Source organism: Pseudomonas sp. NY15463, from assembly GCF_048068415.1.
GTDB lineage: Bacteria > Pseudomonadota > Gammaproteobacteria > Pseudomonadales > Pseudomonadaceae > Aquipseudomonas > Aquipseudomonas mosselii_C.
The window spans coordinates 258,466-283,374 of record NZ_JBLUQD010000008.1 but is presented as its reverse complement, the minus strand read 5'-3'; the positions used below and the strand labels follow the sequence as shown (position 1 = coordinate 283,374).

At 53.2% G+C, this 24,909-nt stretch carries 24 protein-coding genes and 2 pseudogenes; 13 read left to right on the top strand and 13 right to left on the bottom strand.

Features of this window, described 5'->3' with window-relative positions:
- The first annotated feature begins 164 nt into the window (after positions 1-164).
- From ACNFIC_RS21225 to ACNFIC_RS21215, 3 genes are all read left to right on the top strand, one after another.
- Entirely contained in the window at positions 165-371 is a 207-nt protein-coding gene (locus ACNFIC_RS21225) for a hypothetical protein (protein WP_416781881.1), read from the top strand.
- 57 nt (positions 372-428) lie between these two features.
- A complete protein-coding gene (locus ACNFIC_RS21220; RefSeq protein WP_416781880.1) occupies positions 429-794 on the top strand; it encodes a hypothetical protein in 366 nt (121 codons plus the stop codon).
- A 104-nt stretch (positions 795-898) separates the two neighbouring features.
- Positions 899-1,867 (top strand): hypothetical protein, encoded by a 969-nt coding sequence (locus ACNFIC_RS21215; protein ID WP_416781879.1) that lies wholly within the window; start codon positions 899-901, stop codon positions 1,865-1,867.
- A gap of 3 nt (positions 1,868-1,870) precedes the next feature.
- Here the strand turns inward: ACNFIC_RS21215 and ACNFIC_RS21210 are convergent, their stop codons facing one another.
- Positions 1,871-2,059 carry a hypothetical protein gene (locus tag ACNFIC_RS21210; RefSeq protein ID WP_416781878.1) on the bottom strand — a complete coding sequence of 63 codons (189 nt, stop codon included), beginning with the start codon at positions 2,057-2,059 and terminating at the stop codon, positions 1,871-1,873.
- Between the two features lie 237 nt (positions 2,060-2,296).
- Between ACNFIC_RS21210 and ACNFIC_RS21205 the strand changes: the two genes are divergently transcribed.
- From ACNFIC_RS21205 to ACNFIC_RS21195, 3 genes are read left to right on the top strand one after another with little or no spacing between them, the layout of a single operon-like run.
- Positions 2,297-3,514, top strand: coding sequence for a hypothetical protein (locus ACNFIC_RS21205; RefSeq protein WP_416781877.1), 1,218 nt, complete (start codon positions 2,297-2,299; stop codon positions 3,512-3,514).
- Between the two features lie 21 nt (positions 3,515-3,535).
- A complete protein-coding gene (locus ACNFIC_RS21200) occupies positions 3,536-4,045 on the top strand; it encodes a hypothetical protein (RefSeq protein WP_416781876.1) in 510 nt (169 codons plus the stop codon).
- A gap of 17 nt (positions 4,046-4,062) precedes the next feature.
- Positions 4,063-4,836 (top strand): hypothetical protein, encoded by a 774-nt coding sequence (locus ACNFIC_RS21195; protein WP_416781874.1) that lies wholly within the window; start codon positions 4,063-4,065, stop codon positions 4,834-4,836.
- Positions 4,837-4,872: 36 nt separating this feature from the next.
- Here ACNFIC_RS21195 and ACNFIC_RS21190 read toward each other — a convergent pair whose 3' ends face one another.
- On the bottom strand, positions 4,873-6,144 hold the full coding sequence (locus tag ACNFIC_RS21190) for a relaxase/mobilization nuclease domain-containing protein (RefSeq protein WP_416781873.1): 1,272 nt from the start codon (positions 6,142-6,144) through the stop codon (positions 4,873-4,875).
- Positions 6,141-6,503, bottom strand: a complete 363-nt coding sequence (locus ACNFIC_RS21185; RefSeq protein WP_416781872.1) for a hypothetical protein — start codon at positions 6,501-6,503, stop codon at positions 6,141-6,143. The genes ACNFIC_RS21190 and ACNFIC_RS21185 overlap by 4 nt, the downstream gene beginning before the upstream one ends.
- 919 nt (positions 6,504-7,422) lie before the next feature.
- Here ACNFIC_RS21185 and ACNFIC_RS21180 point away from each other — a divergent pair.
- From ACNFIC_RS21180 to ACNFIC_RS21170, 3 genes are all read left to right on the top strand, one after another.
- Positions 7,423-8,031, top strand: a complete 609-nt coding sequence (locus ACNFIC_RS21180) for a hypothetical protein (RefSeq protein WP_416781871.1) — start codon at positions 7,423-7,425, stop codon at positions 8,029-8,031.
- Between the two features lie 206 nt (positions 8,032-8,237).
- Complete coding sequence (locus ACNFIC_RS21175) at positions 8,238-8,579, top strand: hypothetical protein (RefSeq protein WP_416781870.1); 342 nt, start codon at positions 8,238-8,240, stop codon at positions 8,577-8,579.
- Positions 8,576-10,078 (top strand): hypothetical protein, encoded by a 1,503-nt coding sequence (locus ACNFIC_RS21170; protein WP_416781869.1) that lies wholly within the window; start codon positions 8,576-8,578, stop codon positions 10,076-10,078. The genes ACNFIC_RS21175 and ACNFIC_RS21170 overlap by 4 nt, the downstream gene beginning before the upstream one ends.
- A 66-nt stretch (positions 10,079-10,144) precedes the next feature.
- Here ACNFIC_RS21170 and ACNFIC_RS21165 read toward each other — a convergent pair whose 3' ends face one another.
- The 3 genes from ACNFIC_RS21165 to ACNFIC_RS21155 form a co-directional block, all read right to left on the bottom strand.
- Positions 10,145-10,327, bottom strand: coding sequence for a helix-turn-helix transcriptional regulator (locus tag ACNFIC_RS21165; RefSeq protein ID WP_108079161.1), 183 nt, complete (start codon positions 10,325-10,327; stop codon positions 10,145-10,147).
- Positions 10,328-10,479: 152 nt separating this feature from the next.
- Entirely contained in the window at positions 10,480-11,928 is a 1,449-nt protein-coding gene (locus tag ACNFIC_RS21160; RefSeq protein ID WP_416781868.1) for a tyrosine-type recombinase/integrase, read from the bottom strand.
- Between the two features lie 333 nt (positions 11,929-12,261).
- Positions 12,262-12,726, bottom strand: coding sequence for a hypothetical protein (locus ACNFIC_RS21155; protein ID WP_416781867.1), 465 nt, complete (start codon positions 12,724-12,726; stop codon positions 12,262-12,264).
- A gap of 76 nt (positions 12,727-12,802) precedes the next feature.
- On the opposite strand from ACNFIC_RS21155, the gene ACNFIC_RS21150 reads away from it, so the two are divergent.
- The 3 genes and pseudogenes from ACNFIC_RS21150 to tnpC all read left to right on the top strand — a co-directional run.
- Positions 12,803-13,300 carry a hypothetical protein gene (locus ACNFIC_RS21150; RefSeq protein ID WP_416781866.1) on the top strand — a complete coding sequence of 166 codons (498 nt, stop codon included), beginning with the start codon at positions 12,803-12,805 and terminating at the stop codon, positions 13,298-13,300.
- Positions 13,301-13,513: 213 nt separating this feature from the next.
- Positions 13,514-13,717 (top strand): IS66 family insertion sequence element accessory protein TnpB, encoded by a 204-nt coding sequence (gene tnpB / locus ACNFIC_RS21145; protein WP_416781864.1) that lies wholly within the window; start codon positions 13,514-13,516, stop codon positions 13,715-13,717.
- A gap of 17 nt (positions 13,718-13,734) precedes the next feature.
- A pseudogene (tnpC, locus tag ACNFIC_RS21140) lies at positions 13,735-14,796 on the top strand (IS66 family transposase); the annotation flags it as partial.
- A 59-nt stretch (positions 14,797-14,855) separates the two neighbouring features.
- Here tnpC and ACNFIC_RS21135 read toward each other — a convergent pair.
- The 4 genes and pseudogenes from ACNFIC_RS21135 to ACNFIC_RS21120 all read right to left on the bottom strand — a co-directional run bounded on the left by ACNFIC_RS21135 (position 14,856) and on the right by ACNFIC_RS21120 (position 16,597).
- Positions 14,856-15,134, bottom strand: coding sequence for a hypothetical protein (locus tag ACNFIC_RS21135; RefSeq protein ID WP_416781862.1), 279 nt, complete (start codon positions 15,132-15,134; stop codon positions 14,856-14,858).
- Positions 15,135-15,161: 27 nt separating this feature from the next.
- Positions 15,162-15,419, bottom strand: a pseudogene (locus ACNFIC_RS21130) (polymorphic toxin type 50 domain-containing protein); the annotation flags it as partial.
- A 43-nt stretch (positions 15,420-15,462) separates the two neighbouring features.
- Positions 15,463-15,909, bottom strand: a complete 447-nt coding sequence (locus ACNFIC_RS21125) for a hypothetical protein (protein ID WP_416781861.1) — start codon at positions 15,907-15,909, stop codon at positions 15,463-15,465.
- A 10-nt stretch (positions 15,910-15,919) separates the two neighbouring features.
- A complete protein-coding gene (locus tag ACNFIC_RS21120) occupies positions 15,920-16,597 on the bottom strand; it encodes a hypothetical protein (RefSeq protein ID WP_416781860.1) in 678 nt (225 codons plus the stop codon).
- A gap of 334 nt (positions 16,598-16,931) precedes the next feature.
- On the opposite strand from ACNFIC_RS21120, the gene ACNFIC_RS21115 reads away from it, so the two are divergent.
- Positions 16,932-18,005, top strand: a complete 1,074-nt coding sequence (locus ACNFIC_RS21115; RefSeq protein ID WP_416781859.1) for an IS630 family transposase — start codon at positions 16,932-16,934, stop codon at positions 18,003-18,005.
- A gap of 401 nt (positions 18,006-18,406) precedes the next feature.
- Here the strand turns inward: ACNFIC_RS21115 and ACNFIC_RS21110 are convergent, their stop codons facing one another.
- The 3 genes from ACNFIC_RS21110 to ACNFIC_RS21100 are packed head-to-tail and all read right to left on the bottom strand — an operon-like array spanning position 18,407 to position 24,182.
- Complete coding sequence (locus tag ACNFIC_RS21110; protein ID WP_416781857.1) at positions 18,407-19,453, bottom strand: hypothetical protein; 1,047 nt, start codon at positions 19,451-19,453, stop codon at positions 18,407-18,409.
- Positions 19,454-19,475: 22 nt separating this feature from the next.
- The gene (locus tag ACNFIC_RS21105) at positions 19,476-20,639 is read right to left on the bottom strand and encodes a hypothetical protein (RefSeq protein WP_138221018.1); all 1,164 of its coding nucleotides are present in this window, start codon (positions 20,637-20,639) and stop codon (positions 19,476-19,478) included.
- 18 nt (positions 20,640-20,657) lie between these two features.
- Positions 20,658-24,182, bottom strand: a complete 3,525-nt coding sequence (locus ACNFIC_RS21100) for a hypothetical protein (RefSeq protein ID WP_416781855.1) — start codon at positions 24,180-24,182, stop codon at positions 20,658-20,660.
- Positions 24,183-24,909: the final 727 nt, after the last annotated feature.

Genomic DNA, 24,909 nt, shown 5'->3' with positions numbered 1-24,909 from the left:
CCGTGCGTTGGTCACATCCGATGCAAATGGCTGGTCAAGTCGAATGCAAACAGGTGGTCAAATCAGTGCAATTACCCACGAAGCCGCGACGGCGGTGACAGCTTCCAGGCCGACGCCGGGGCATACACGTTCAACAAATCCGACTTCATCGAAGATGACGGTGCGTGGTTCACCTCAGCGACAGCACGCTCTACGTCTACGAGCTGAACGGGACTATTGGCACATACCAGCTCTTCGGCTTGGGCGGCAGCATCGTCGGCATCGCCAAAGAGGCAAATTACTTCGTTTACACAGACACAGGAGATGTCTGGCAGAGCAACACCCTACGTGGTACGTACACGCTCCTTGGTAGCTTCAACGATGGTCTGTGACCAGCGTCGCAGAGCCGTTGCTTCGTTAATTTCAAGGGCCAGATCCATGCTGCCCTGATGTCTGAAGACGGCAGTGTCGGGGGAATTTACTCGATTTCTGGTGCATCAGCGACGTTTGCTGGTGGCACGTCAGACGTATTCACATGCTTGTGTGCGAGTGACGGAAATTTGTACGCACAAACGACTGGAAACATCCTGAAATTCGACACCACGTTCAACGTCGTCAGCTATATAAACAACTACATGAACTTCGGCAGTGCTCAGTCTACGGACCTCATGAAAGCCATAGCAGGTGCTGGTTTATTAGTGAAAAACGGCAACAATCTTTATCTATCAAACGACAAGGCAGACACGTTCTCACTGGTAGCTAGCTCAGTGAATGCGTTCGACTACGACGAGCCCCTTGCCTCCGCTGCGTCTTAAGAAGAAATAGTTTGAAAGCGGGCAGGTAAGTGGTAATTTAGAGGAAATAACTCACACCCTGGTTAGATTCGCCGGAGGCGGAGTAGATGTCTAATCGTATATTCATGTCTATCGATCAACTGGATCTGGCTATTGAACAGCTAAAGGTTGGTTCGCCGTCTTACGCTAGATTTGCACATATCTTGGTAGATAATATCGTTGAGTTGCTCGCGCATCATTTCTGTGAGCATATAATAATGCAAGACTCGCATGGGTTTATTGGTGCTGAACCTTTGTATAGCAGGGATCAAAGGGCAGAGGCGCTTGGTCAGAGGTTTGATAAGAAAGTTAAGTTCTGCAAGCTCGCAAAAGGCATTACACAGGACGAAGCAGATGCCATAATGATCTTGCATCAATATCGCAACGAACTTTACCATTCAGGTGTGATTCATGATGCAATTGCCTGGGATCTAGCATGGTACTATCACTCTATTGCTACAGAGCTGTTTGTAAAGCTCACAACATCCTCGTATTACATTGTTGGTCAAGAGCTGTCCGATGCTGTTAAAAGGCATATCGGTAAAGATATGTGGAATTTTGACTATGCCAAGGTAGTCTCTTCATTAAATAGCGCTAGACCAGTCAAGAAGCATAAGCTTTCGAAAGTATTGGCTGACTCAGCAGTCGCACACGTAGAATCTGTGATTGAGTCGTTGGACTATATCGTTGGAAATAATCCAAATGAGAATACAGTGAGCTACACAATAAGAGATATCCAGCTTTCTGATTACCTATACAATGATCCATTCTCCAAAACAGTATGGGATAGAGTTAAGGGGCAGCAGGATACAAGAAAAGCGAGTGATTTTCTTGAGTCAATATGGACGCCAAAATATACTTCAAACCCACTTCCTGGCTTTCTTAAGCAAGCAGATAGAATTCGAAATAGTGGAAGCGATTTGAATGCTCTGAAAAGTTTCGAAAGTTTTAAGAAGGATTTTTTCTACTTTTCAGATTTGGTTAGGCGTGAGGAGGATATGCTAAATGATTACATTCAAATGCAAGAAGATGCATATAGAGATAGGGGTAGGTGATCTCTATTGTGCAACACCATAGTTAAGCCTATTTATGACCGCCAGTACATCGATTGCAGGTGCGTCAATGGGCTTTATATTTCCAAGTGCCAAGCACGGTTTATTGAGCCACACAATTGCCTCAACATAATCACCGCCAAACAGTTTAATGGCAGCTTCAAGCACTTCCTTGCCTATTTCTTTTTCGCTCACTTGGTTCTCCTTAACGGTGAATGCGAGATAAATATGTAGTGTAATATGACAAGGCAAAAAGGATATTGCAATGACTATCACTATGGAAGATTTCATAGTCGCATTTGGAATGCGACGACATCCCACTCAACGACGACGGTCAGCCAGACCAGGCCAAGGTGGATTGGTCGATCAACGCCGCACTAGGCACCGCCAACGCATACTTGCGCGCTGTGGGCCTATGCGACCACAGCGACCGTGGCCCACGGCATCGCTGCGCGCCTGATGATCCCGCTGTCATCTCCGCTTACGAACTGCAACGTCGAGTGCAATCGAAAGCTTCACAGGGTGCAAGTCGGTGATCCAATCGTGCTGAACTGGGGGCCGCTTGAAGTCAGCCGAATGGTCATGCGTGTCACGTCGGTTGATCTCGGTACGCTCGACAAAGGCACGATCAAGCTCGGCCTCATTCAAGATGTGTTCGGGACTACTGAGACTATTTACACCCCACCTGCGGGTGATGAATGGGAACGGCCAACAAGCGTTGCGCACGCCGTCGAAAATTCTCTTCTTATGGAATGCCCAGCGTTTCTTGAAGATGACGGTCAACCTGGTCATCTCATCTGCGTTGCAGAACGACCTGGTGATGAGCTTGGCTACCGCCTACTCACAAGAATCCCTGGCGAAGAAGAATTTAACTGGGATGGCACCACTGGCTTTTCGGTCTCTGGCGTCATTGTTGCCAAAACAGGGGAGGGGTTTGAGGTCGTGGGGAAAGGCCTTGATCTGCTGGGGAACGCGACTACAGGTCAGATCTTTCGCGGTGAGAACATCGCGTACATCGACAATGCCAATCTGGCGATGACTGAGTGGTTTGGGTATCGCTCGGTTGAGCTGCTGGAGAATGGCAACCTGTTCATCAGCGGCCTGGAGCGCGGGCTGATCGATACCGTTTCTGTTGACCACAACCTTGGTGCTCGCGTGTGGTTCGTTGGTCAGTCACCAGTAACCAGCAGCTATGCCTACCCCGCAGGGCCTGTGCAGGCGAAGCTGCTGACTTATACAAATAACGATGCGATGACTGAAGAATTTAGTGAAACCTTCAGCATCAGCGTGGTTGGTCGGTACAAGCTGCCAGTTGTTCCAGGTCGAGTGATGCTGAACGGGTGGCTTGCTGGTAACGAAGTTGGGAGCAGCTCGTCGTACAGAATCAGCTGGGCACGTCGGAGTAGCGATTATCCTGGCATCGTCATTGAGAACGATCCGCTCGACATCGCGCAAGCGGGTGTCTCGTACAACGTGTTTGTTCGTCAGGGTAGTGTGGTGAAAGTCACGCAATATGGAGTAACCGGCAACCAGCTTGACATAGACGGCACTCTGTTCACTCCAAGTGAGCTTAAGGTGCTCATCGAAGCGGTGGCTGATGCTGGCAATTCGATAGTGACAAAGAGCCGGGCTTGGATTATAACTCTTTGAATCCCAATGAGTTTATTGTCAATGTCATTTACATTGGATAGGGCGTTAGCAGCTGAACCCAAGCTTCTCAGCAATGGCAGGAAGAGCTTCAATCACTTCCGAAAGCTTGCTGGTAACCCAAAGCTCGATGAGTTTTTTGTCGATGCAGAGGCCTTGGAGAGACTGCTCCCGGGGTTGCCGCTGGCAGGTGATTCAGCGCTGGATAAGCTGACGATGCTCGCTGACAACAGCTATCGCACGTATGCTGTTTCATTGATCAAGTGGAATGCGAGTGGCGGGCTTAAGCGAAAGTGTGAGATGTCGATACCGCCGAGGCTGAAGCGAGGTGATCACAACGCTCATGCTCTGATCGAGATCTGGGTAGAAGAACCGCCAGTCGTGCAGGATATGTACGGCAATTCTGTCGTTGAGCCACTTCATCTTGCGCTCACGTACACTGACGAGAAGCTTGAATTCGATGAGCGTGTTTCCAGCGAGCTAGGTAATATGTTAGAGCGGTTGGGATACGAATTCGAAAATAGGTGGAACTAAGCAAAGGAAGGCTGGCAATGAGTTACATAATTGCATTCGTTAAATTTTTAGACGCCACAAAGATTTTTCCAGTTGAGTGCTTTCGTACAGACCTTGCTCCAAATGATCAGGTTATAGTCAGGCTTGGAAGTGGCGAGCTAAGGCATGCGTTAGTCGTGCAGAAAAAGTATTTAAATTGGGACTGCAAAGGTAGGGTTGAATGTAAGGCCTCTGAGGCAAGCGAAAGCAGTATCGGCGAAACTATTCTACCTCGTGGGTGTCCGATTATCTCAGGAATTGCTACGCCTACTGCCTTCGTATCTGCTGTGCGAGACATGGGGTGGATACCTCAAAAGGCTTCACAGCGAATGTATAGAAATGTGCTTGCACGAGCAAATGAGACACGCACAGCTTATATATTTGTTAGGCGCAACGGAATTGATATTAAAGTTGTCGAGGGCGTCGCAGATGAGGTGTTAAGGCCATATGGCTTGTGCAATTCTTCTCTGTCTGAAGGACGTGTTGTGCGCCATAGCTTAGCACATACTACTTTTAATCTGTTCGAAGGCGTATTGCGATTTTGCAAGAGTTTTGACGGGAACGAAACAGATCTGGATAGGTACTTTGTTGCTGTAGGTGATTCTGATAAGCGTACTGAAGAGCTGAAGGCGATCTCTAAAGCAAGAAAATCGCAGCGCAGTGAAATGCAAGATATATATGATGCCTGTTCAGACGGTAGTGGTGGGCCTACCTACCTAGGCGATGGCATGTGGATCACATCTGGTGGTCGTATAGATGATTTAGGGCGATAGTTTAATAATTAAGAAGCCGCCTGATAGGCGGCGGGATTAAGCAGGGGATAGCCCTAAGGTTTTATTGTACTTCAGAGCATGGCAGTCAAGCGTGTAAAGCGGCCCCTCAGACTCTGATGGCGAATATTCTATTTCGATTTCGCAACGAAATATTGAAAGTATAGCTGCGATGAGTCTTAGAGCTGTTTCCGCCAGTTTTATTGCATTTTCATTCATTATCTTTATCTGTACTTCGTTTCTCTTCAGCTTTTCGTTGTTGTTGAAAACGTAGAAGATCTTGTTGCCGTTCGAATAGCTAGGCTCTAGTAAACGCGAAATGGCTGTTTTGCGGAATCTGTCGGTGTGAACGACTATCGCAAATGCATTTCTGGGTTTTACCTTTTGCCCTGCTTGGAGATTGACCGAAAGCCCTAGGTGACCTGCTGGTCTTGGTCCAGATTTTTCTTTTGGTTCTGCATTTCTTGTTCTAACATTTTTCTGTAATTCTTGAAGCATTGATTCGTCATAGTGTATTCTTTCTCGTTTAATTAGGTTTTGCCAAGTGAATCTGGATCGCTTAAGCTCACGGCCAGAGATTGATTTTCCTTCGAATTTGTAGCTTATACCTGTTGGTTTTCCTGATTTGTCAGTTGTCAGCTCAACGCTGATCTCCGCTTTGTTTAATAACTTGATAAAATCGAGTATGTTCCCGCCTTTTTCTTGAGTGCGCTCAAGAGCTGTTGCAACGCGAGCTATCAACTTGTGCTTCCAAGCCACTTGCCCGGTTTTTTGGGAAGCTTCGACTTCCTCTCGGCTGAGGTTCACACCAAAAGTTTCGTGAGGCATAGGAACGACATGAAGACCGTATTCCAGCTCTATCTCGCGGCAGACCTGCATCAGTATTTCGTAGTCATTGCTTTCTGAGAGCAACTTGTAGTCCTGCATGCTGATCCGATTTCCGCAAATGTGCATGTGCTGATGATCCGTGTTTTTATGCAGTTCACCGAAAAATTTGTGGTCTTCTGTGTAGCCGAGGGCGGTCATTGTCTTGAATAAAATCTTGCGCCATTGAGTGACATGAAGTGTCTCACCTGGCGCAAGACTGAGCATGTAATGAGTGTGACACTTGCCACTATCTTTGCCTGTCGCTGCTTTGCGTATGTAGCAAGGGGTGTCTAGCTCTTCGATCAGTTCCTCGGGCGCTGAACTTAAGACGTTACCGCCGACAAACTCGACTTGATCGCATTTATGCTCATGGCCTTTACCGAAGACGTATTCGACACGAGTTTTCGATGAGCCGCTCTCGTTAGCAAATTTTCTGGAGATCATTGCTTTTCTCCATGGCCATTTTCAACGTCAATGAGTGCATTGGCTATCTGCGCCAAGTGCTCGCGTACAAGCTTTATTGACTGCTGATGGAAATCATTAGTTATTGCCAGGTCGAGCCCTTTTATAGAAGAGGACAGGAGTTTGTACACCTCTACTCTTTCTGCATGAAGGACCACTTTCGCAGGAAGCTCGCTGCGTAGGCCGGAGCTGCGAAGGAAGATAGCAGGGCTGTCGAAGCCCTTAGCGTCCATGAGTCCAAGAAGTCTTTCGTACTCATCGGCATTGAATGCTACCAAGACTTTATTAATTCTTTTCTCCGACTGCTGTAGGGCTGGCTTACCCCTTTTGTCATTTTTCATATTCCACCTTTGTTATTGTTCTTATGGTTTCTTCTTTGCTTTTAATCGCGCAACACCCGAAGGGTTGTGAGCAGCCAGCGTCTATATTATTGAGTGTGCCGAAGAATTTCGGCTAAGCGATAATATATATAGACATTGCTGGCTTAGAATAACTTCTGATGATATAAGTATATCATTAATTATTGCTTATTATTAGTTCCGCAATTAGTTCTCGAAAATATTTTCTGCCACATGTCTTGGTGTGTGGCATGTCACATGCCAATAGTAAGTTTGATGTGATATATCACATGTTTTTTGATTATCCATGTGATATGTCACGTGGTTGTTTTGTTTTTCATGTGATGTATCACATGGCTGAGCAATGTGGCGTGTGACATGTCACGTGAGATAATTTAGTGTCGTGTGATATATCACAATGGTGTGCACTTTTGCATGTGACCTATCACATGACAATAATGTAAATCACGTGATAGGTCACATGGTGATAAGCTTAAGCGCGTGACATATCACACGTTATGTTGTGTGACACATCTGATTACTAGCTACGCTGAAAATGGCCAGCGGGGTTTGGTCTGGAGGCTAGAGATCAATAATCAGGTCTGGATTAGTGTCCAGAGCAATTATTTTTACGCCCTCAGGGCGTGTGATGTTTTGACTTCCCCATGTCTCCAGATGCCGACTTTTCCCAGTAATCATCAGGAGTTCAGAAACAAGCTCATTACACTTGTCAGCATGTGTATGGAATTTGTTCCAAAGGCACCAGCTTACACACGCTGGTCAAATTAGCCGAAGTCTGTTAAAAGTATGCTAAAAATACTCTGTCACATAGTTGTGTATGTGATATAAGTGATTTTTAATGTTATAATAAAAATATGCAGAAAATAAGTGTTATCAATAATTAAAAGAAGAAAAGGCGATTATGGACAAAGAAAAAGGCGGGCTCTGGATAAGAGAAGCAGCAACGAGTGTAAGCTTTTATCGCGTCAAGTATGGTGAAAAAAAGCAACGGCTAATCACTGTTTCATACGATCAGGTGATTCAAAAACAGCACGAAGTCAAGGCCTTGTTCTCGACGCCAGAGGCAACAGCCAAGCTCGATAAGTATTTTAGAGAGTTTCCGTTTCTCAAAAGAGAAAAAGCAGTTAAGAAGAAAGAGTATCTTTCTCGCAAGCAAATGATCGATTTCATGACGGCAATGCCAGAATCAATCTCTATACTTATCGAGCAAGACCCAAAATGCTTGAGCGATGAGAATAAGCAGCTCGCATACGAAATCTGGAAAGCCTGGACGCCAATCCGCCAGTTGATCAGCAACGTCAGCGGCTGGAACGTCAAAGAAGGTGATTCGAAAAAAGCACTTGGTTGGGGCAATGCCAAGCAAAGAGATGAGGGGGAGGGGGGATCATGTCCGAACCGAGCGTTTTGGCAACAACAGACGAAGGGCAGCAACAGCGCTGCCAAGTCTGCGAGTTCCCTGCGATTGCCGGGCAGATCCAGGGCGAAGTCGATAGTGCGCAGTACAGCTTGAGGCTATGCCCAAGCTGCTTCAAGTACGCCCTGCTTTGTCTGCGTGATAGCTATCGTCAAAATCGTCTTTTCGACGACGACTTCGAGATTGATGAGCTGTGCCATTTCGGCAGGGAAAAGGAAGAGTAATCTGCTTCTCCCATGGCCGCCATGGCATAGCGCCACTATAATGCCAACCATCTTCTTCTGCGCTGGATGGATAGAGGCATGTCAGGATCAGGCAAGGCGATAGGAGCTGCTCTGGTATTAGTCGGTGCAGCGATAGGCGCTGGCGTTGGGTGGGTATCAAGAGGCTTCAAAGACAAGGATGAGAAGGAAAAGCTCAAGGATGTAGCTGAGCGACGGGCTCATGACCTTGAAGCCGTGCTCAAAACGTTTGAGGTTGAGGCCGCGCGCATGGAGAAAATTGTCACCGCCATTTCGACCGAAAATCCGTCAAATGCGCTTGAGCTGACAGTTCTCCTGAAAAAGTACGGTTTGAACAAGGTCCAGATCGATAAAATCGTGAGCACACGCTTTCCCGAAACGAAGCAAAGTGGTGTCGCATGAACCCCGATATCGCTAAACGCCTCGCCGCCATCGGAGGCAGCGAGCTGGTCAGCTCCTGGGAAGAGATCAAGGCCACTACTCCAGTCAAACGACTACCCAGCAGTGAAATTGACAATCTGTCCCTGGGTTATGCCCTGGCCATTGGCGGCCTCGCAGCAGCCGTTGATGTAGTTCTCGACAAGATGTTTCGCTCAAAAATGCATGAAACCCATCGTGAGCGTAGCCCTGAGGAGCAAGCGGAGCTTGAGAAGTCTGTTGAGGACATCATGAAGGAGCTTGGCATTCCAGCTGGAGGCGATAAGGGTGATCCCGATATGGCCATGGACTGGTATAGAAAGCTCAATGAAGTTCTCAATCTCAAGAGCAAATTCAAGCTCCGGCCTGCCAACCATCGCATGGTCAATCACACTGACGAAAAAACCGTCATCGAGATGCTCATGAATGGTGAGGTCGGTTTCGGTGAGTATCGCGAACAGCTTTACCCCAAGATGAGCTATGAGGCAGCCAAGCGACTGTACGATGCTCACATCACCGCCGACCGGGGCACCAAGCAAAGCTTGCCGCTGGCTTTCATGACCTGGTTCTGGGAGCAAAGCGTAAAGGCTGCGAACCCCGAGAAGGCTGGCGAACCCAACTCCATCTATGCCTTCCTCAGCAAATTCATGCCGAACGTAGATTGGTCCAAATGGATCAACAAGCTGTGCGGTAAAGACGGATTGATCCCAGACGGGGCTACATTCGGCGAAGCGATGCTCAAGCTCTACGAAACCGGCACACTGAACCAGCGGGTGTTTTGGACAAGTGACCTGGGCGCCGCAGTCGGTGGCATCAAACGCCGGGCGGTAATCGCAGCAACTATGGAAATCGGTGTTGAGATCTTCGCGTTTGCCGAAGGCGTGAAGCTAGGCTTCATCAGCATGAGCGACGACATTGAAACTCTCACACGGAAAACCAAGGAGTGGCGTGAACAACCCAAATACCTAGACATGCGGATTGCTGCCCAATGCGCCGCTTGTTCGGGTGGTGTGGCACGCGCTGCGCTCAAGGGCGATGTGCTCAACATTAACTACGTGTCCCTTGCCATGGTAATGAGGCATCTCTGGATCTACCCGAGAGCCCAAAGCCGCCATTACGATAGGTTGGTCGAGCTTTCCGATAGCTACAAATCCGAAGCGTTCCGACAGTTCACTGAGAACACCGGCATCTCCATCCGTCCGCAACTGACTTTGATAGAAGGAGGCATGAAAATGGCAAAATCCCTTGATGATCGTTTGCACAAAGCAGGCTGCCAATCGACTCGCGTTCGTGTTCTCGCGTCTCGCTATCCGGCAAAGCTGGAGCCGCTGGTGGCACTCTATGAGAAACATGCCCCCAAGGCCGAGAAAGATAATGCCTTCCAGGAAAAGTATGACGCCCTGTGCGAAGGCTGGTACTTGAGCAAGATCACGGATGATGATCAGGCCATCGATCAGCTAACGAAAGATCTCAAAGCGCTGTGACCATAAAAAAGGCACCTATCGAGGTGCCTTTTCATAATCCAGTGGCCATACGACCTCCTCGATTCTCTACCGCGCAGCCATCCATGAATTCAGATCGCTGAGCCGCCATGCGACGCTCTTGGCGCCAAGCTGGACGCGCTTAGGAAACCGACCCTCTTGCTCCATTCGCCAGATAGTGCTGCGGCTAAGGCCGATCATGTCTGCTACTGCGCCGAATCTCAAAAAACGCTCTTGTGCTGCTGTACCCATCGCTGTCCTCCCCGTGACATATAATATACCGGAAATTATATGGATCTCTTCTTTGAGGGTCAATAGGGTGCATGATTGTCAACCCCTGTTTTTTGCGTTTCTCCATGAAAAAACAGGGGTGTCAATGTGGTTGTCGGGCTGGAGCCTAATGGTTACGCTGGCTGCGACCGTTCGTCGGATTTTTTGTAGTGCTTTTTCACAAGCTCTAGCATGCCCACCTGTTCATCGGGATCGGCAGCCTCGTCTTTCGCAAAATCTTTAAGGAAGGCCTGACCATTGGAGCCAGTAATCACATCCAGCGCTTCTCCAAGGGCATACCAAGCGCGCTTCATTTCCTTTTGATAGGAATGCCGGTGGTACGCAGCTTTCACTTTGTTGTCTTCAGTGTGGTTTAGGCATCTCTCTGAGACCTCTGGAATGAACTCAAGCTGCTGCATGAGCGTTGCACCAGAGCGGCGGAGATCGTGTGGGGTCCAAGGTTCAGAGCCAGATGCTAAAGAACGAGTTTCAACAGTCCGCCCCACAAGCGGTTTGGCTCCTTCGGGACGCTGGCGGTCGTGAGCATGCTTCGTGAGTGCTTTAAGATCGAGATGACCGGTCTCTCTCAGATTTGGCATCACCCAGGGCGTATGACCATTGATGGTATGAAGCTCTTCAAACAGATTCAGGGCAAAGAGGGAAAGGTTGATCTTGATCGGCTTGCCGTTTTTAGTGTGACTGCCGGGTACGTTCCATTCACGCTTGTCGAAATCGACTTCAGACCAATCGGCCATCGTGAATTCCCCGACTCGGCACAGTGTAGAAAGCATGATCAGGAATGACAATTGCGCAGGCCTGTTGAGACTGCACGTATGAAGCATCTTGTAGAGCCTTCGGATCTCGTACGCATCAAGTGTGCGATTTCTTGACTCTGTGGTGCCGCCAGCTTCTGACTTTTCCACATGCAGAGTAGGGTTAAGCTCGATGACTTCTCGCGCTTCTGCGAACTTGAAAAACTGCTTGAGTTCTGCAAGGACGACATTCGCTGTGCGCTTCATGTCATGCAGCTCAGTTTTCCTAGCCAGCACGGCATCCGTTACCGCCAAAATGTGCTGGCGTCGAACAGCTTTCATTTCGAGATGACCGATGATGGGGAGCACGTCATCTTCGAAGCGGCGGCGGAGATCAGCCCCTTCGTCCTTACGGTTACTAGGCTTTTCAGATAACATCCAGGTCTCAAAATACTTAGCCACAGTGATTCTGGAGGCTTCTTCGCGCACTCTGGCCTTTTCCTGCTCGATTTTTCGCTCCGCTTCAGCTTTGCGCTCGCCAACAGGATCGGCTCCCCTGGTGATGTCGGATTTTGCCTGCTGGGCAGCTTTCCTTGCCTCAGTAACTGTTACCTCCGGGAAGAGGCCAAGGGGCAAGCGATTTTTCACAAGATTCTTGCCGGACCCTACGCTGTACCTCAACGCCCAGGACTTCTTTCCACTAGGGTTGACTCGAAGCTGCAAACCAGGGATCTTCGAGTCTATCAGCTCGTACTGCTTCTCTTCCGGCTTGGCGTTTCTACAGAATGTCGCTGCACGCTCTGTGTGCTCAGGAATCTTCTCTCTAGCCATCACTGTCTCCGTGGATCAGGCAGCAAGTCTAGCCTGCTCATACCCTGTCGCAAAGCGTAGGGTCCACATAGGGTCCATTAGATGTCCTGAAACAGTATGATTATGGTGAAACAAGAAAATTCTAGAGCCCCCGCAAAATATGGCTGTAAGCATTGTGGTGCCTGGGCTTGATGGTCAAAAATGGGCAGCTCTGAACAGGTCTACCACCTGCATGGGGTGCAAGGGGTCGAGTGTTCGAATCACTCCGTCCCGACCAAAAAACTCCAAAGAATCCAGTCACTTAGCGGTGACTGGATTTTTTTATGGGTGACCGTGCGCAAAATGTGCGCAAAACTATCCGGCGATTTCGCCGATATCGAGGTCGGCGTCGACCTCCGACCACACGACATCTTCGTGCCCCTTCTGGTAGTTTCTGGTCATGCCTTCTGTGGTGTGACCGGCGATTTTCTGGCCGTCCTTCCCTGCTCGCTTATAGAGGTGCAGGGATAGGGCGCGTCCCTCATGAAACCCTGGCATCTCTTCCTCTTTGAGGTCGCGATAGCATCCAGCGGCATCCCTCGGATCCTTGAACGCTCGAGTGAGAAACCTCTCATCGACCTTCGTCCAGTGATCTGCCCCCTCTCTTTTTTTCTTTCGTTCGGGCCTACGGTGAATCAGGTACGGCGATAGAATTTCGTCTCGACACCTGATAATCACTTCGCCGAGTTGCTCTGTTACCTTCAGCTTCAGCCACCCTGAGTCAGACGCCTTTCTAGGGATGCAATCCGGTGCCCTAAAAGCCTTTTCGCGTGATGTCAAAGTGATATTGTTCCAAGTACAATTGCAGCCGGCCGATATCCGGCCATGCCAATAACGGCAGCATGGAGCAGTATCGATGACATTTCGGAAAGTGGCTGGGGCGGTTGCGGTTGTCGCGCTCGTTGGTATTCAAGGGTGTGCGAGTATTGTTGGCGAGTCTCGCTACCCAGTAGCTGTATCAAGTGCTCCCCCAGGAGCAAGCTTCGAGATCACTGATAAAAATGGTACCGTGATCCACTCAGGCAACACTCCAAGCACCGTCACATTGAAGTCTGGCAAAGGGTATTTTTCCGGCCAGACCTACAAGCTGCACTTCAAAAAGGATGGATACCCAGATAAGACTATTGAGCTCGATTCCAGTCTGAGCGGTTGGTATTGGGGCAACATCCTGATTGGCGGTTTGATCGGCATGCTGATCGTTGATCCTCTGACCGGGGCGATGTACAAGCTTCCAGAATTCGCATCTGCTGATATGGGAAACCCATTGGCTGATGCTGCGGCTGGGACTCTCAAGGTCGGCGTAATTGACGATCTAACCCCAGCTCAGCGAGAGCGCCTAATTCCAGTCAACTGATATCTGCAGCGGCTCACAGCCACCTGAAGAAAAAGCCCGCACTGCAATGCGTGGGCGATCATGTCCCGGGAAGTGGTGTAACTGAACCAGCCGAAGCCGCCCTGTGGGCGAAAGAGGATGGTCATCGTGGTTCTTGTCTAACGTTGAGTTTGCGGACTTAACGGGAGCCGTATGAGTTGAGAGACTCACGTACGGTTCTGCGAGAGGCTGGAGGTGAAACTTCTCCGGCCTACTCACCAGCGCAACGGCTTCTGTCTTTGGCTCAAGCGCCTGGAATCCGAACGATTTAAAACATCACCTGACGTCACCGACGAAGCGATTGTCCTCACTGTCCAGGAACTGAATTGGTTACTCGACGGTTTCGACCTCTGGCGCAATCGCCCGCATCAGGTTTTGACACCGCGATTCGTCGCCTGATTCGGTATATCCGGGGCATGATTTCCATGCCCGAAAACCTTCCCGATGAACCCGTACTGCTCAAGCAGATGCTTGCGCAGTTATTGAAGGAGCGCACGGTCGATAAGGGCCAGATCGTCGATCTCAAAGAGCAGGTCAAGCTGCTGCGCGACCGCCTGTTCAGTCGCAAATCCGAGCAAACCGTTGAATCCAACACGCCGCAACTCGCGTTGTTCAATGAGCCGGAAAGCCTGTCGATACCTCCGGACGATGACGACGAAGAAGTGGTCGCGCCAACACTGCGTCGCGGCAAGCGCAAACCATTGTCGACTGACCTGCCGCGCATCGAAGTGATCCACGAACTGGCCGAACACGAGCAGACCTGTGCCTGCGGTTGCCGCAAACATTTGATCGGTGAAGAAACCAGCGAGCAGCTGGATATCGTGCCGATGCAGATCCGGGTGATCAAACACATCCGTAAAGTTTACGGTTGCCGTGGTTGTGAAACCGCTCCGGTCACTGCTGACAAACCCGCACAGTTGATCGAGAAGAGCATGGCCAGCCCGAGCGTGCTGGCGATGCTGCTGACGACCAAGTATGTCGATGGCTTACCGCTGCACCGCTTTGAAACGGTGCTGAGCCGACACGGTATCGATATTCCGCGTCAAACCTTGGCGCGCTGGGTGATTCAGTGCGGTGAGCACCTGCAACCACTGCTGAATCTGATGCGCGACCGGTTGCTGGAAAGTCCGGTCATCCATTGCGATGAAACGCGGGTCCAAGTCCTTAAAGAACCGGATCGAGACCCGACCAGCCAATCCTGGATGTGGGTGCAAGCCAGTGGGCCACCGGATCGAAAAGTCGTGCTGTTCGACTACACCTCCAGCCGTGCGCAGGATGTGCCGCTGCGCTTGCTGGAAAACTATCGCGGCTATGTGATGACGGACGATTACGCCGGCTACAACGCGTTGGCGTTACAACCGGGTGTCGAACGATTGGCGTGCATGGCGCATGCGCGTCGCAAGTTTGTCGAAGCTCAGAAGGTGCAGCCCAAGGGCAAATCTGGGCGCGCGAATATGGCACTGGCACTGATCAATAAGTGGAATCCGGGCATTTTGCCAAAATCAGGAAGTCTTCTTCAGAGTTTCTCTAATGACTCTTAAATTTCACGCCGCTTAAATACCCAAACTCCCTGATCAGCTATCGGCTCCGAGGCATCTAGCCGCAAGCACTTCGCTGTAACCGTCCAGTCATCCTCGTAATCAGCAATCACCTCAGTTTCAACACGGGAGGCAGACTCAAAATCATCATCATCGATTTCTCCGTCAAAATAGAATCTAATATTCAAAATCAGTCCCGAAACTGAAAATATAACAGCGCGAAGCTTCCCTGAAACCTCACCTAACAATGCCCTTTGAATATTCAGGCGGGCACTCACGATTACATCATCAAAAGAGCGCATTCTTCACGGCCTCGCTGGCACAATGTGGATATCATCCTTAGAATAGTGAATTATTCCATTCGCTGTAGGTGTTGCCACGCCTGCTTCATCTATATGTGTCCCTATAGACTCGCCAAAATTTATCCTTTCTTTCGAGCCTGGCATGCCAACTGGAATATTATCGATCTGCTGTCCGGTTCCAGCACTTTCGGCAAGCTTGCATGGGTCACTGCTCAAAATACTACGGCCTAGCGTGTAGGAGTTATGATCTGGAAAGTGCTTCTCTTGAGTACCCCATTTAACAGCGGGTACCCCTTTTGCATCATCAACTTACCCAGGAAATATTATCCTCATTTAAATAATATAGCCCCTCAAGCATTCCTGAAATTTCAGGCAGCCCGAGAAGACATTCTGAAACATACGAAAAAGGAAGTCCGCCCCTGAGCTCTTGAGCTCTTGCAGAGTAGTCTGCCCAAGACGGCTCAACCACCCCATTCCAGAATGTAACAAAGGAGCCATCTTCAAGAAGAATGACAGGTTTCAAGCAATCCACTTCCCCGCCACCATCCCAATACAGATAGCCTAAGTAACTAGAACCATCCCTCCCGACAAAACTAGCACGAACGATTATTTGGGCGTCGGTACAAGTTTCCTTATCAAGGAGAGGGCGGATTGTCAGCTCATCTTCAGCAGACTCATCCATAGGAAAGTACCAAACACCAAAACAAGTAAGATCATTAACATCCAATTCATATATTTGTTTATCAGTCATGCTTGCATACCTATTTAATCAGGTGCTTGATTGAGTCAAACAATTCGGGGCGTCCTATATCGTCATAGGCTTTCTGCAATCCCGAGCTTATTTGCTCAGCAGTATACCTAGCCGGCTTGCCACCTACCATTGGAGGCAAATACTTGCTAATAGCTTTATGCATAGCATCAGGATTCATCTTTCCCGTATGAGAGTGCTGGGTAATTAAAGTCGCAGGGTGATCCAGCATGTCATTTTTCGTATGCCCCAGCATCTTCCCCAAATATTGAGGCAAGGTGTGATGCGCCTGGAATCCTTTATTTAATCCCTGAAGATCTCGATAAGTAGGACTAATTACGCCAGGTACAATCTGGCCTGTCGCTTTTGCACCGCTAACCTGCACTGCGTATTGCTTGGCTCCAGCCACAGCAGATGTAACGCGTCCAGCAGCCGCCTCCACACCAAACAGCGTACCAGATGCTAGCACACCAGCATTCTCAGCCGTCACGCCTTTAGACTGGTAGAAACCACTGATTCTTTCTATGGCGTAATCACGGGCCTCATCCAGCACCGGTCCGAGTATGGCTTGGCTAGCCATATCCCTTAGTGCTGCCACTGGCCCCATAAGCGCATAGCTGAGGCCTTGTGCTGCATAGCCGAGCAACTGTGTTGCGTTCGGATTAGCTTCTGCAAAGCGCCCCAACCCCATCAGTCCGTCATGGATAGGGGCACAAGCGTATTGGCTCGGTCGGCGAACGCGTTACTGTTAATCGTGTACGACTGGTCGTTCAGGGTAGAGGTAAGAGGTTGCTCAATCGGAGGAATTCCCACCCACACGCTGTCATCGGCATAGGTCAGGTAGCCACCATTACCCGTAGCTTGCGTGGGATGGAGCAGCGTTTCTCTGAACTCACTGCTGTTGAAGATCCTGCCGACATCTTCAGGAGTTGCTCCGTTCGCGAGCATGTGGCGAATGACGGGGCTGGTTGCTTCGTTATCTGATACGCGGGCAAGCTCTTGGGCGTGCCTGATTGTGCGTCGACATGAGACGACCAGCAACCGTCATTACCCTTTCCGAAACTGAAAAGTTGGAACTGCTACGCCGAATCAAACTTCGCAAAGGCGCTCAGGATGCTCGCCTGCGCGCGGAGATCATTCTCGCCTGTGCAGCAGGCGAATCAGGTAATGACATTGCTCAGCGCTTGGGCAGGAGTAAGGATGTGGTATCGCGGTGGCGCCAGTGTTTCTCTAAGTTGGGGCTATTGGGACTGAACGATGAACCACGCTCTGGCCGACCACGTACCATCGTCGATGAGCAAGTTCAGCAGGTGGTAAACCAAGTCCTGCAAGGCAAGCCCGACGATTCCAGTCACTGGAGTACGCGACGGATGAGTCGTGAGACGGGCCTATCGCCTGCGAGCGTGATGCGTATTTGGCACGCGTTCGGGATCAAGCCGCACTTGGAAAAGACCTTCAAGCTCTCCACTGATCCATTGTTTGTCGACAAGGTGCACGACATCGTTGGGCTCTACTTGAACCCACCTGAACGTGCCCTGGTGCTTTGTTTTGATGAGAAGAGCCAGATTCAAGCGTTGAACCGCACACAGCCCGGCTTACCGCTGTCCCCAGGTAACCCTGCAACCCGCACACATGACTACAAACGGCATAGCACGACCTCGCTATTTGCTGCCCTGGATGTGGCAACCGGCGAAGTAATCGGCAGGCTCAAACGCCAACACCACAGCACGGAGTTTCTCGCTTTTCTGAGAGAGATCGATGTGTCAGTGCCTGCCGATATGCCAATTCATCTGATCATGGACAACTACGCGACTCACAAGACCGACAAGGTCAGAGCGTGGCTTGCGGCGAGACCGCGCTACAACATCCACTTCACACCCACGTCAGCCTCTTGGCTGAATCTGGTTGAGCGGTTTTTCTCAACGCTGAGCGAGAAGTGGATCAAGCGCCAGGCGCACGTCAGCGTTAAAGATCTGGAGGCGTCGATTGAGCACTACCTGGAAACCTACAACCAGAACCCGAAGCCATTTCGGTGGTACAAGAAAGCCGAGGACATCCTTGCCTCAGTCGCTCGCGCGGCGCGAGCGCTGGGCAAATGATTTTCAGCGGTATTTCTGAAACACCACGCTAATGCGCATGACAAAGCCAAGGTAGATGCGGTAATGACTCGGCTTGGAGTGCTGGCTAAAGAGTTTCGAGATCAGAACTGACGTCCATATGGCCATCGAGCGGGTTCGGATGAGAGTCGCATGGGTCTGCTTGTCCTCTCCCTCAGGCTCGTAAGGCGCGAAATTCTTCTGAGAGTCACCTCTCTTCTTTCAGGCCGCAATAGCATCCAGCAACCCCCTCGCATCCTTGAAGGCTCGGTGCTGGCGACATCAGGGCACAGTGGTGTTCTTCCAGGCAGCCATCTTCAGTACAAACCTGTCATTTCGCCAATACATCCTGACCGTGAGCGCGGCGCCCTGGGGCCTCCAGACCCAGGACGCCGCAGCCCGGATCAGGCCTCGAAGGTAAAGGTCATCTGGCTGACGATGGCCATGGCCTTGGGTTTGATGGCGGCCGTGGCAGTGTCACCCATGGCGTCCTGATAGTGATGGTTGACGAGGTTCTCGGCGATCGCCCGGTCCAGTTCGGCGCCTGGATTGATTGGATAACCGAAGGTTACCGACAGGCTCGAACCGGCCGTGATCGGCTGGTTGTCCGGGTTCCAGAACTGCACGGCAAGGTTGGCCGAATACCCCGCAGGCAGCACGAACGTGGCCCCGGTCTGGGTACCATCGGCGCCCAAGGTTAGCGGCCCCAGCAACACCGGCACTTGCAACGGCGTGACCGTATCGCAGAGCAGGCACACACGGGTGCCGGCCAGGCCCTTGGCCGCCAGGGTGATGGTGATCGGTGAAGTGGTAAAGCTCGCCGGTACGGTCAGTTGCTGACGGCGCACCCACTGCTTGCCACTGACCAGCGCCTGGGTGCGGATACCCAGGCTCGGGGTCTGGCCGATCATCTTGGCCAGGTCGAGCCAGTCTCGCACCACTGGCAGTGGGTCGGGCTGGGTATCGGCGTTGACCTGGGCGATCAGGTTGAAGTAGCTGTCGGCTGGCGGGGAGGGCGGCGTCCAGACGAAGGGCGCCTGTCCGACTCCGATATGCCCGGCAGGTGCGTTGACCGGCGTGCTTTCCAGACCCGCTGCGGTGCTCAGCGCGTGACCTCGGAAGGTCGCGGGCAACAGCAACACCTGCGCCGGCGCGTAATACAGGGAAAACCCGTTGCTGTCGGTTTCACTCCCTCCGTTCATGCCGCGCAAGTAGTAGTAGTTAGGCACGGCGGCTTGCGGTTGCACGTTATAGGCCTGCTCCCAACTGCTGACCGTGCTGAACGCATTTTGTGCATCCGGCACCTGTTCGGGGCTCTGGATGATATCCGGGCACAGGCCCAGCGGGCCTTTGAACGGCACGCTGCCGGTGGAGGCGAGGTTGTTGCGCAAGTACAGCGTTTCAGTGGCAGCCTCGCTGCTGCTGAATAGGTTCACGACTGTCTGATTCATGACCATTCACTCCCTGTGAGTATCAGATGATCTGCAAGCCGTCAGCGCCCAGCAGCACCACAGGGCGCGGACGGATATTGGCCACCTCCGTGGCGGCAAAGGCCCGGTGCAAGGCATGGGACAAGGCAAAGTCCACCAGCCCGCGGTCCAGCGCCTCCTGCAACTCCAGCGTCGAGCCGTCGGCGAAATAGGCCGGGGTAATATCAATGGCGGCGCCGGGCTGCGAGTCGGGCCCGTTGTTCTTGTACAGATTGAGGGTAAGCAATGCGCTATAGCCGGGCGCCAAGGTGCAACGCACGCCCACGAAATGGCCCACCGCAGGCATGGCGACATTGTTGATGGCGATCGGATTGCCCTTGGAGTCGGTCTGGCTGCAGCTCATCGACAAGGTCCAGCCGGTTTCCGGGAAGCCCATGTTGGTGATCTGCAGCGAATATTCACGACTGCCTGCGGTCACGTCGTCGGGGATGATCAGTTGCGAACTCATCTGCCGGGTCGGTGAACGACCGGACTGCATCGACACGTTTCGCCAGCCGAACTGCAGGTTATTGGTGACCAACGCCGACATATCCAACTGCGAGAATACATCCGGGAACGGATTGCCGGCGTTGTTCATCCAGGTAATGAAACAGTAGTGGTCACTGCCGCCACTTGGCGGCTGCGGGTTGCTCCAGACAAAAGTATCGGCCGCTACACCGATGCCTGACGACGCCAGGTTGACGATGGATGAGTCGTAGTACGGTGGCGTGCCATCCGGGTGGTCGCGGTCGGTGGGAATGCCGTACTTGGCCCACTCGCTGGGCCACTGGATGGACGCGCACGGCACGCCATACAGCTGCACCTTGGTGGTGGTGCTGACCGGCGCGCCATTGCACCCGCGCACGTAGATGTAGTTGGGTGTGCCTTGGGTGATGGTGCCGGGGGACTGCGAGGCGTAGCTGTTGCTTGTGGCCAGCGCATTGCGAAAATCCTTCACCGGCTGGGTACCGGCGATCCAGATGTCGGGCGAGGCCGACAGTGGCGAACTGGCGGGTATCTTGCCCCCATTGCTCAGGTTTGGACGCAGGTAGATGCCTTTGTCGTAGGTCCCGGCCAGTAAGGCTTCACGCCTCGACGCCTGTGCGACAGGCCCGCGCAGAACCTGGCCGTGGCCGACCACGGGGGGATTTTTGGTGACTGTCAACATTGCCAAACTCCTTTTTGACTACAACGAACGGGTGCCGGTGCCCAAGGCACTGGCGTCGGCGAGCGAAGGTCGAGTTGCAGCAGACACCGAGACCATGTTGAGGACCGTGGCCGAGGTGTAACAGATCGCATCCAGGGCCGCTTGGCCCAGCAACGAGAACCCTTCGGTACTGACCACTACGCGTTTGAGGCGCAATGGCTTACACACTTCTGGCAGGCATGGCACGATGTTCAACGCCACCGCCTCACCGCTTTGCCCAATCGAAGGCCGAATCGCCAACGCCAGGTGGCCCAGGCCATACACGAAGGTGGCCATCACGCCAATGTCGTCGCGGTTTTCCGGCATCTTGTGCGCGGTCAACACGAACACCCCGTCGAGCACTACGCCCAGGCAGGTGTAGAGCCACAGAACGCGGCCGGCACCCTCGGCGGTGGCACATCCAGGTGCGCCGCTGGCGAAGATCCAGGGGCAACTGCACAACTGCGCAGCCGTCTCCAGGATCAACGCGGCATAGGCGACGATCTCTGGTGGCCCGGATTCCGGCGGCAGGGCGTCACCCAGGGCTGTGAGGCTGCCGTAGAAGAAGTAGGCAACCGAACCCAGCGTTCCGGTCACCAGTGCCAGGTCGCGCGGTAGGCAACCGCTCCATGCCTGCTCGGCCTGCACGCTTTGCTTGGCGTGTTGCCGGCTAGCCGGCTTGAGCCCGCTTGCGCTGAGCAGCACATCGGCGGTGAACGCCGCCTTGAAGCGTGACACGCTGGCCTGGTCCGGGAACGGCGCGGCGTTCTGCATTACCTTGAACAGAATCGTGCCGGGTACCGCCAGCACCAGCGCCATCAAGTCCAGCGTGGTCAGGTCCGAGCCGTTGGTGATAAACCGGTACAGATCACTGACGAAGGGAATGTTCCACTTCGCATTCATCAGTTGCTTGAGCCCGGCGATCAGTGTCGCGACGGTTTTCAGCAGCGCATCGATCACCGCCTGCACACCGGACAGCACCGCCTGCAGCACCCCTTCGACCACGCTCATCAAGGCCGCCAGCAGCTTGCGGAAGATCTCGTCCGGCGCTGAGCCCAGGTCTTGCAGATAGGCCAGCGCCTGGGCGAAGGCCTGGGACGACTCGGTGAAGTCGGCCAGTTGCGTCAGCTCGTCCATGAACTGGCGCAACGGCCCGTCGGCAGCGCTCAGCAACGCCGTGGCAGCCATGCTCGAATGCGCCGCCGAGGCATTGTTGACCAGGCCGTTGTAGACGATGTTGTTGGCCACCGCCTTGGAGGTGTCCGGGTCGTCCGGGGTGTTGGATCGTTCGTAGCCGCCCAGGCTATAGTCACCGGCGATAGTGTTGCGCGCTTCGGCGAACCATTGCTGCAACTGGTGCTGCAAGGTGTCGATACCTGCGTCGATGATGCGCTGGATGCCGCCGGTGGCGCCGATCAGGAAGTCGAAACCGCTGTTGATGATATGCGCGATGGCGTCGTGGGTTCGCAGCATGTCGCCCCAGTTGAAGAGAAATGCCAGCCACTCATAGAGTTGCTGGAAGAACACCTTCACCGCCGAGAACACGGCCTCGACCAGGTCGAACGCCTTTTCCACGGTGTCCACCAGGGTTTCGAACAGGTAGGTTACGCCGTCGACGATGAAATGAAATGCCGCCCGTATGCCCGCGCTGACAGTGGTCACCACATAATCGACGACCTCGATGAGGCCTTGCGCGACCCCGGCGATGAAGTCGCCGATGTCGGTCAGCCAACTGAACCAACCGGCGGACAGTGAACTGCTGCTCAACGCCATCAGCAGCCCGGAAGCCGCGTCGGCGGACAGGTCGCTGAACTGCACCTGGCCATTGCGCACACTCAGGTGCCAGTGCTGCTCGGGTACTTGCGTCAGTTCGAGCGAGCGCACGCCAACATCGCCGCCGCGGCGCATTGAAACACCTGCACGAGGTCGGCGCGGGTCGGTATAAGGCGTCGCCGTAGCCCCCTTGAAGTAGGCCGGGCTGGCCAGGCTCATGCTACGGTTGACCGCTTCGGCCACCGCATCGGCGGTCGCCTGTGTGCGGTACTGATCGCGCAGCAACGGCGCACCGCTGGCCAGCTTGGCCTCCAGCAGTTCGTTCCCATGGGTGACGCTGAGCCGGTCCTGCACTTCGGCATCCTGACGGACTTCGATACGCTCGCCAGGCGACATCAGTGAGGGGACCGCCAGCAGGATCGCCGGAGCGGCCAAAGCACTGACCTGCTGCGCGATCGACAGCACCCCGGCACTGTTGGTTAGCAGGCGCACGGGGCGGCGCGGCGTGGCGTAGTAGACGCCGCCATTGATGGCCAGCCGTGACGGCTCCTCTGTCCAGACCTCTACGGGTGTCCCAGCCAGCGGCGTCCCTACCTCGCTGAACAGCGTGACGTCGGTGCTGTAGGAGGCAAAGTCCTCGATACTGCCCTGCGCCTGTACCTGCAGCGCAGCGATGTTCCAGTTGCCGCTGAGGCTTTCACGGGTGAGTTGGGTCACCGTGTTCTGTTGCGCCTGGATGGCAAACACCGCCAGGCCATTGTCCTGCACTGCCGCCTGGAAGGTCTGCACACCGCGATAGACCGGCGTCGGTTGCCCCCAGCCGGTCGCCGACGGGGCATTCTGGCTGGCGTGGTAAAGCGTGTTGTCGACACCGAGTAACAGCATATCCAGTGCTGGCCGCGAGGGCAGCACGGCCACCTGCTTGAACGAGGACGCAGTGGTCAACTGCGCCCAACTGTAAGGCCGGTTGCCACCTCCGACCAGGCTATAGGCATTGCCGTCGTCAAGAATGGCCAGTACCTGGGTGTTACCGAGCTGATCGGTAGCCGCCGCTACATCGAGGCTGCGGAAGTTGGCGGCGATGGCTGGACGGTTTAGCTCATGGGTACTGAGGGTGTACTCAAGAATCACCGTGTCGAAAACCGTGAAGGCCACATTGCTGACGCTGTTGCCGGTCCATACCGCATTGAGTGTCTGCAACTGCAGGGTCGTGCCGTTGAGTGACGTGGGTGCGCGGCTGTCCCAGACGCCCCAACTGAAGTTGTAAAGCGTGCCGATGAGACCCTTTGCCTCGACCAGCACACCGATGTACAGCTTGCCGGCGACACGGGTTGTGGTGATGCGCGCAATGCGCACGGCGTTGGAGGGCAAGGGCACATCGATCATCTTCACCGACGACCAGCGAGTGGGCGAAGCCGGCTGTTCGACGCAGTACAGCAGGTTGGTGCCTTGGGCAGCAAACAGCGCGATGTCGCCGCTCGGCGTCAGGCCGCTGGCGATCACTTCACCGGTGAGGCCGGTGAGGGTCGCGCTGTTGGCCGTGGCGCTCTGCGGATCAGGGTAAATGTTCCACACCTGGGTATCGCTGCCGCTGGTGAACAGTTCCACATCACCGCGCGCATTGCTGATAGCAGACGCCGAGCTGCCGCCATGCACGGCGCTGGCGACGCGGTAGTTCTGCATGAAGCGCGATTCAGGCACGACAGTGACGGATTTTCGGGCGAGCGGATGCGACGACGCTAATCTTTCCATGATTTGCTCCGGGGAGGGTTGATCCATCGATGGACAGATTAGGGGCGTTTCGCGCTGGCGCTACGTTTATTTTGGAATACCCAACCTAGCGATTTGCTATCAGCTGGCAGGTGGCCATGCTCCGTGCCGCGACGGCTGTCGTAAGTGGGCTACAGACCAGGCTGGTGATGAGCATCAGTAGGCCGGTGGCACACCGCATGCGCCGTGGGATTTTCCAGACGCGCGGCTTTGGGCGGGCGATGGCTTGGATCAGCACCAGCGTCACACCGACGGACAACGGCAGGTTGCCCAGTGGGTATCCGGGCTTTACAAGGTTTTGGTATCGGCGATAGCCGGGCATGCCTCTGCGCATCGATCGGCACGGTGTCTAAGCTGGCCTGACTTGAAGGGGATCTCCGATACTCACGTAGTATCTTTCTCAAAGGCCAGCTTTTCCCGTAGCGTCCGTTGTAAAGCCTCTCGTCCAGTTCTAGTCTCCCCCCTGTTCGCTATACCCTCGCACTGCCAAGTGCCCAGCCATCGGGCAAAAGGGCGACACAAGGACCGTGTGGTCAGGCTGGGTGTCAGGTGTTGTTGGGTGTGGCGGGCTCCCATTTTCAAGCGGTCAGGCGTGTTCTGGCCGGTCCGGTATCGTTCTGGCAGTGACTGGCCAAACGCTACCCATATGCAGCCAGGCAAACAGCCTGAGACGTCTTCCTGCGGCATCGGCAGCTCCCCCAAGGCTGGA

What these genes read in the sequence shown, in the direction of transcription:
- ACNFIC_RS21100 (WP_416781855.1), bottom strand. Translation starts at nt 24,182, where the DNA reads ATGGAAAGATTAGCGTCGTCGCATCCGCTCGCCCGAAAATCCGTCACT.
- ACNFIC_RS21180 (WP_416781871.1), top strand. Translation starts at nt 7,423, where the DNA reads ATGGACAAAGAAAAAGGCGGGCTCTGGATAAGAGAAGCAGCAACGAGT.
- ACNFIC_RS21190 (WP_416781873.1), bottom strand. Translation starts at nt 6,144, where the DNA reads ATGATCTCCAGAAAATTTGCTAACGAGAGCGGCTCATCGAAAACTCGT.
- ACNFIC_RS21165 (WP_108079161.1), bottom strand. Translation starts at nt 10,327, where the DNA reads ATGGGTACAGCAGCACAAGAGCGTTTTTTGAGATTCGGCGCAGTAGCA.
- ACNFIC_RS21215 (WP_416781879.1), top strand. Translation starts at nt 899, where the DNA reads ATGTCTATCGATCAACTGGATCTGGCTATTGAACAGCTAAAGGTTGGT.
- ACNFIC_RS21200 (WP_416781876.1), top strand. Translation starts at nt 3,536, where the DNA reads ATGTCATTTACATTGGATAGGGCGTTAGCAGCTGAACCCAAGCTTCTC.
- ACNFIC_RS21160 (WP_416781868.1), bottom strand. Translation starts at nt 11,928, where the DNA reads ATGGCTAGAGAGAAGATTCCTGAGCACACAGAGCGTGCAGCGACATTC.
- ACNFIC_RS21120 (WP_416781860.1), bottom strand. Translation starts at nt 16,597, where the DNA reads ATGGGGTTGGGGCGCTTTGCAGAAGCTAATCCGAACGCAACACAGTTG.
- ACNFIC_RS21195 (WP_416781874.1), top strand. Translation starts at nt 4,063, where the DNA reads ATGAGTTACATAATTGCATTCGTTAAATTTTTAGACGCCACAAAGATT.
- ACNFIC_RS21115 (WP_416781859.1), top strand. Translation starts at nt 16,932, where the DNA reads ATGAGACGACCAGCAACCGTCATTACCCTTTCCGAAACTGAAAAGTTG.
- ACNFIC_RS21150 (WP_416781866.1), top strand. Translation starts at nt 12,803, where the DNA reads ATGACATTTCGGAAAGTGGCTGGGGCGGTTGCGGTTGTCGCGCTCGTT.
- ACNFIC_RS21170 (WP_416781869.1), top strand. Translation starts at nt 8,576, where the DNA reads ATGAACCCCGATATCGCTAAACGCCTCGCCGCCATCGGAGGCAGCGAG.
- ACNFIC_RS21175 (WP_416781870.1), top strand. Translation starts at nt 8,238, where the DNA reads ATGTCAGGATCAGGCAAGGCGATAGGAGCTGCTCTGGTATTAGTCGGT.
- ACNFIC_RS21105 (WP_138221018.1), bottom strand. Translation starts at nt 20,639, where the DNA reads ATGTTGACAGTCACCAAAAATCCCCCCGTGGTCGGCCACGGCCAGGTT.
- ACNFIC_RS21220 (WP_416781880.1), top strand. Translation starts at nt 429, where the DNA reads ATGTCTGAAGACGGCAGTGTCGGGGGAATTTACTCGATTTCTGGTGCA.
- ACNFIC_RS21185 (WP_416781872.1), bottom strand. Translation starts at nt 6,503, where the DNA reads ATGAAAAATGACAAAAGGGGTAAGCCAGCCCTACAGCAGTCGGAGAAA.
- ACNFIC_RS21125 (WP_416781861.1), bottom strand. Translation starts at nt 15,909, where the DNA reads ATGACTGATAAACAAATATATGAATTGGATGTTAATGATCTTACTTGT.
- ACNFIC_RS21110 (WP_416781857.1), bottom strand. Translation starts at nt 19,453, where the DNA reads ATGAATCAGACAGTCGTGAACCTATTCAGCAGCAGCGAGGCTGCCACT.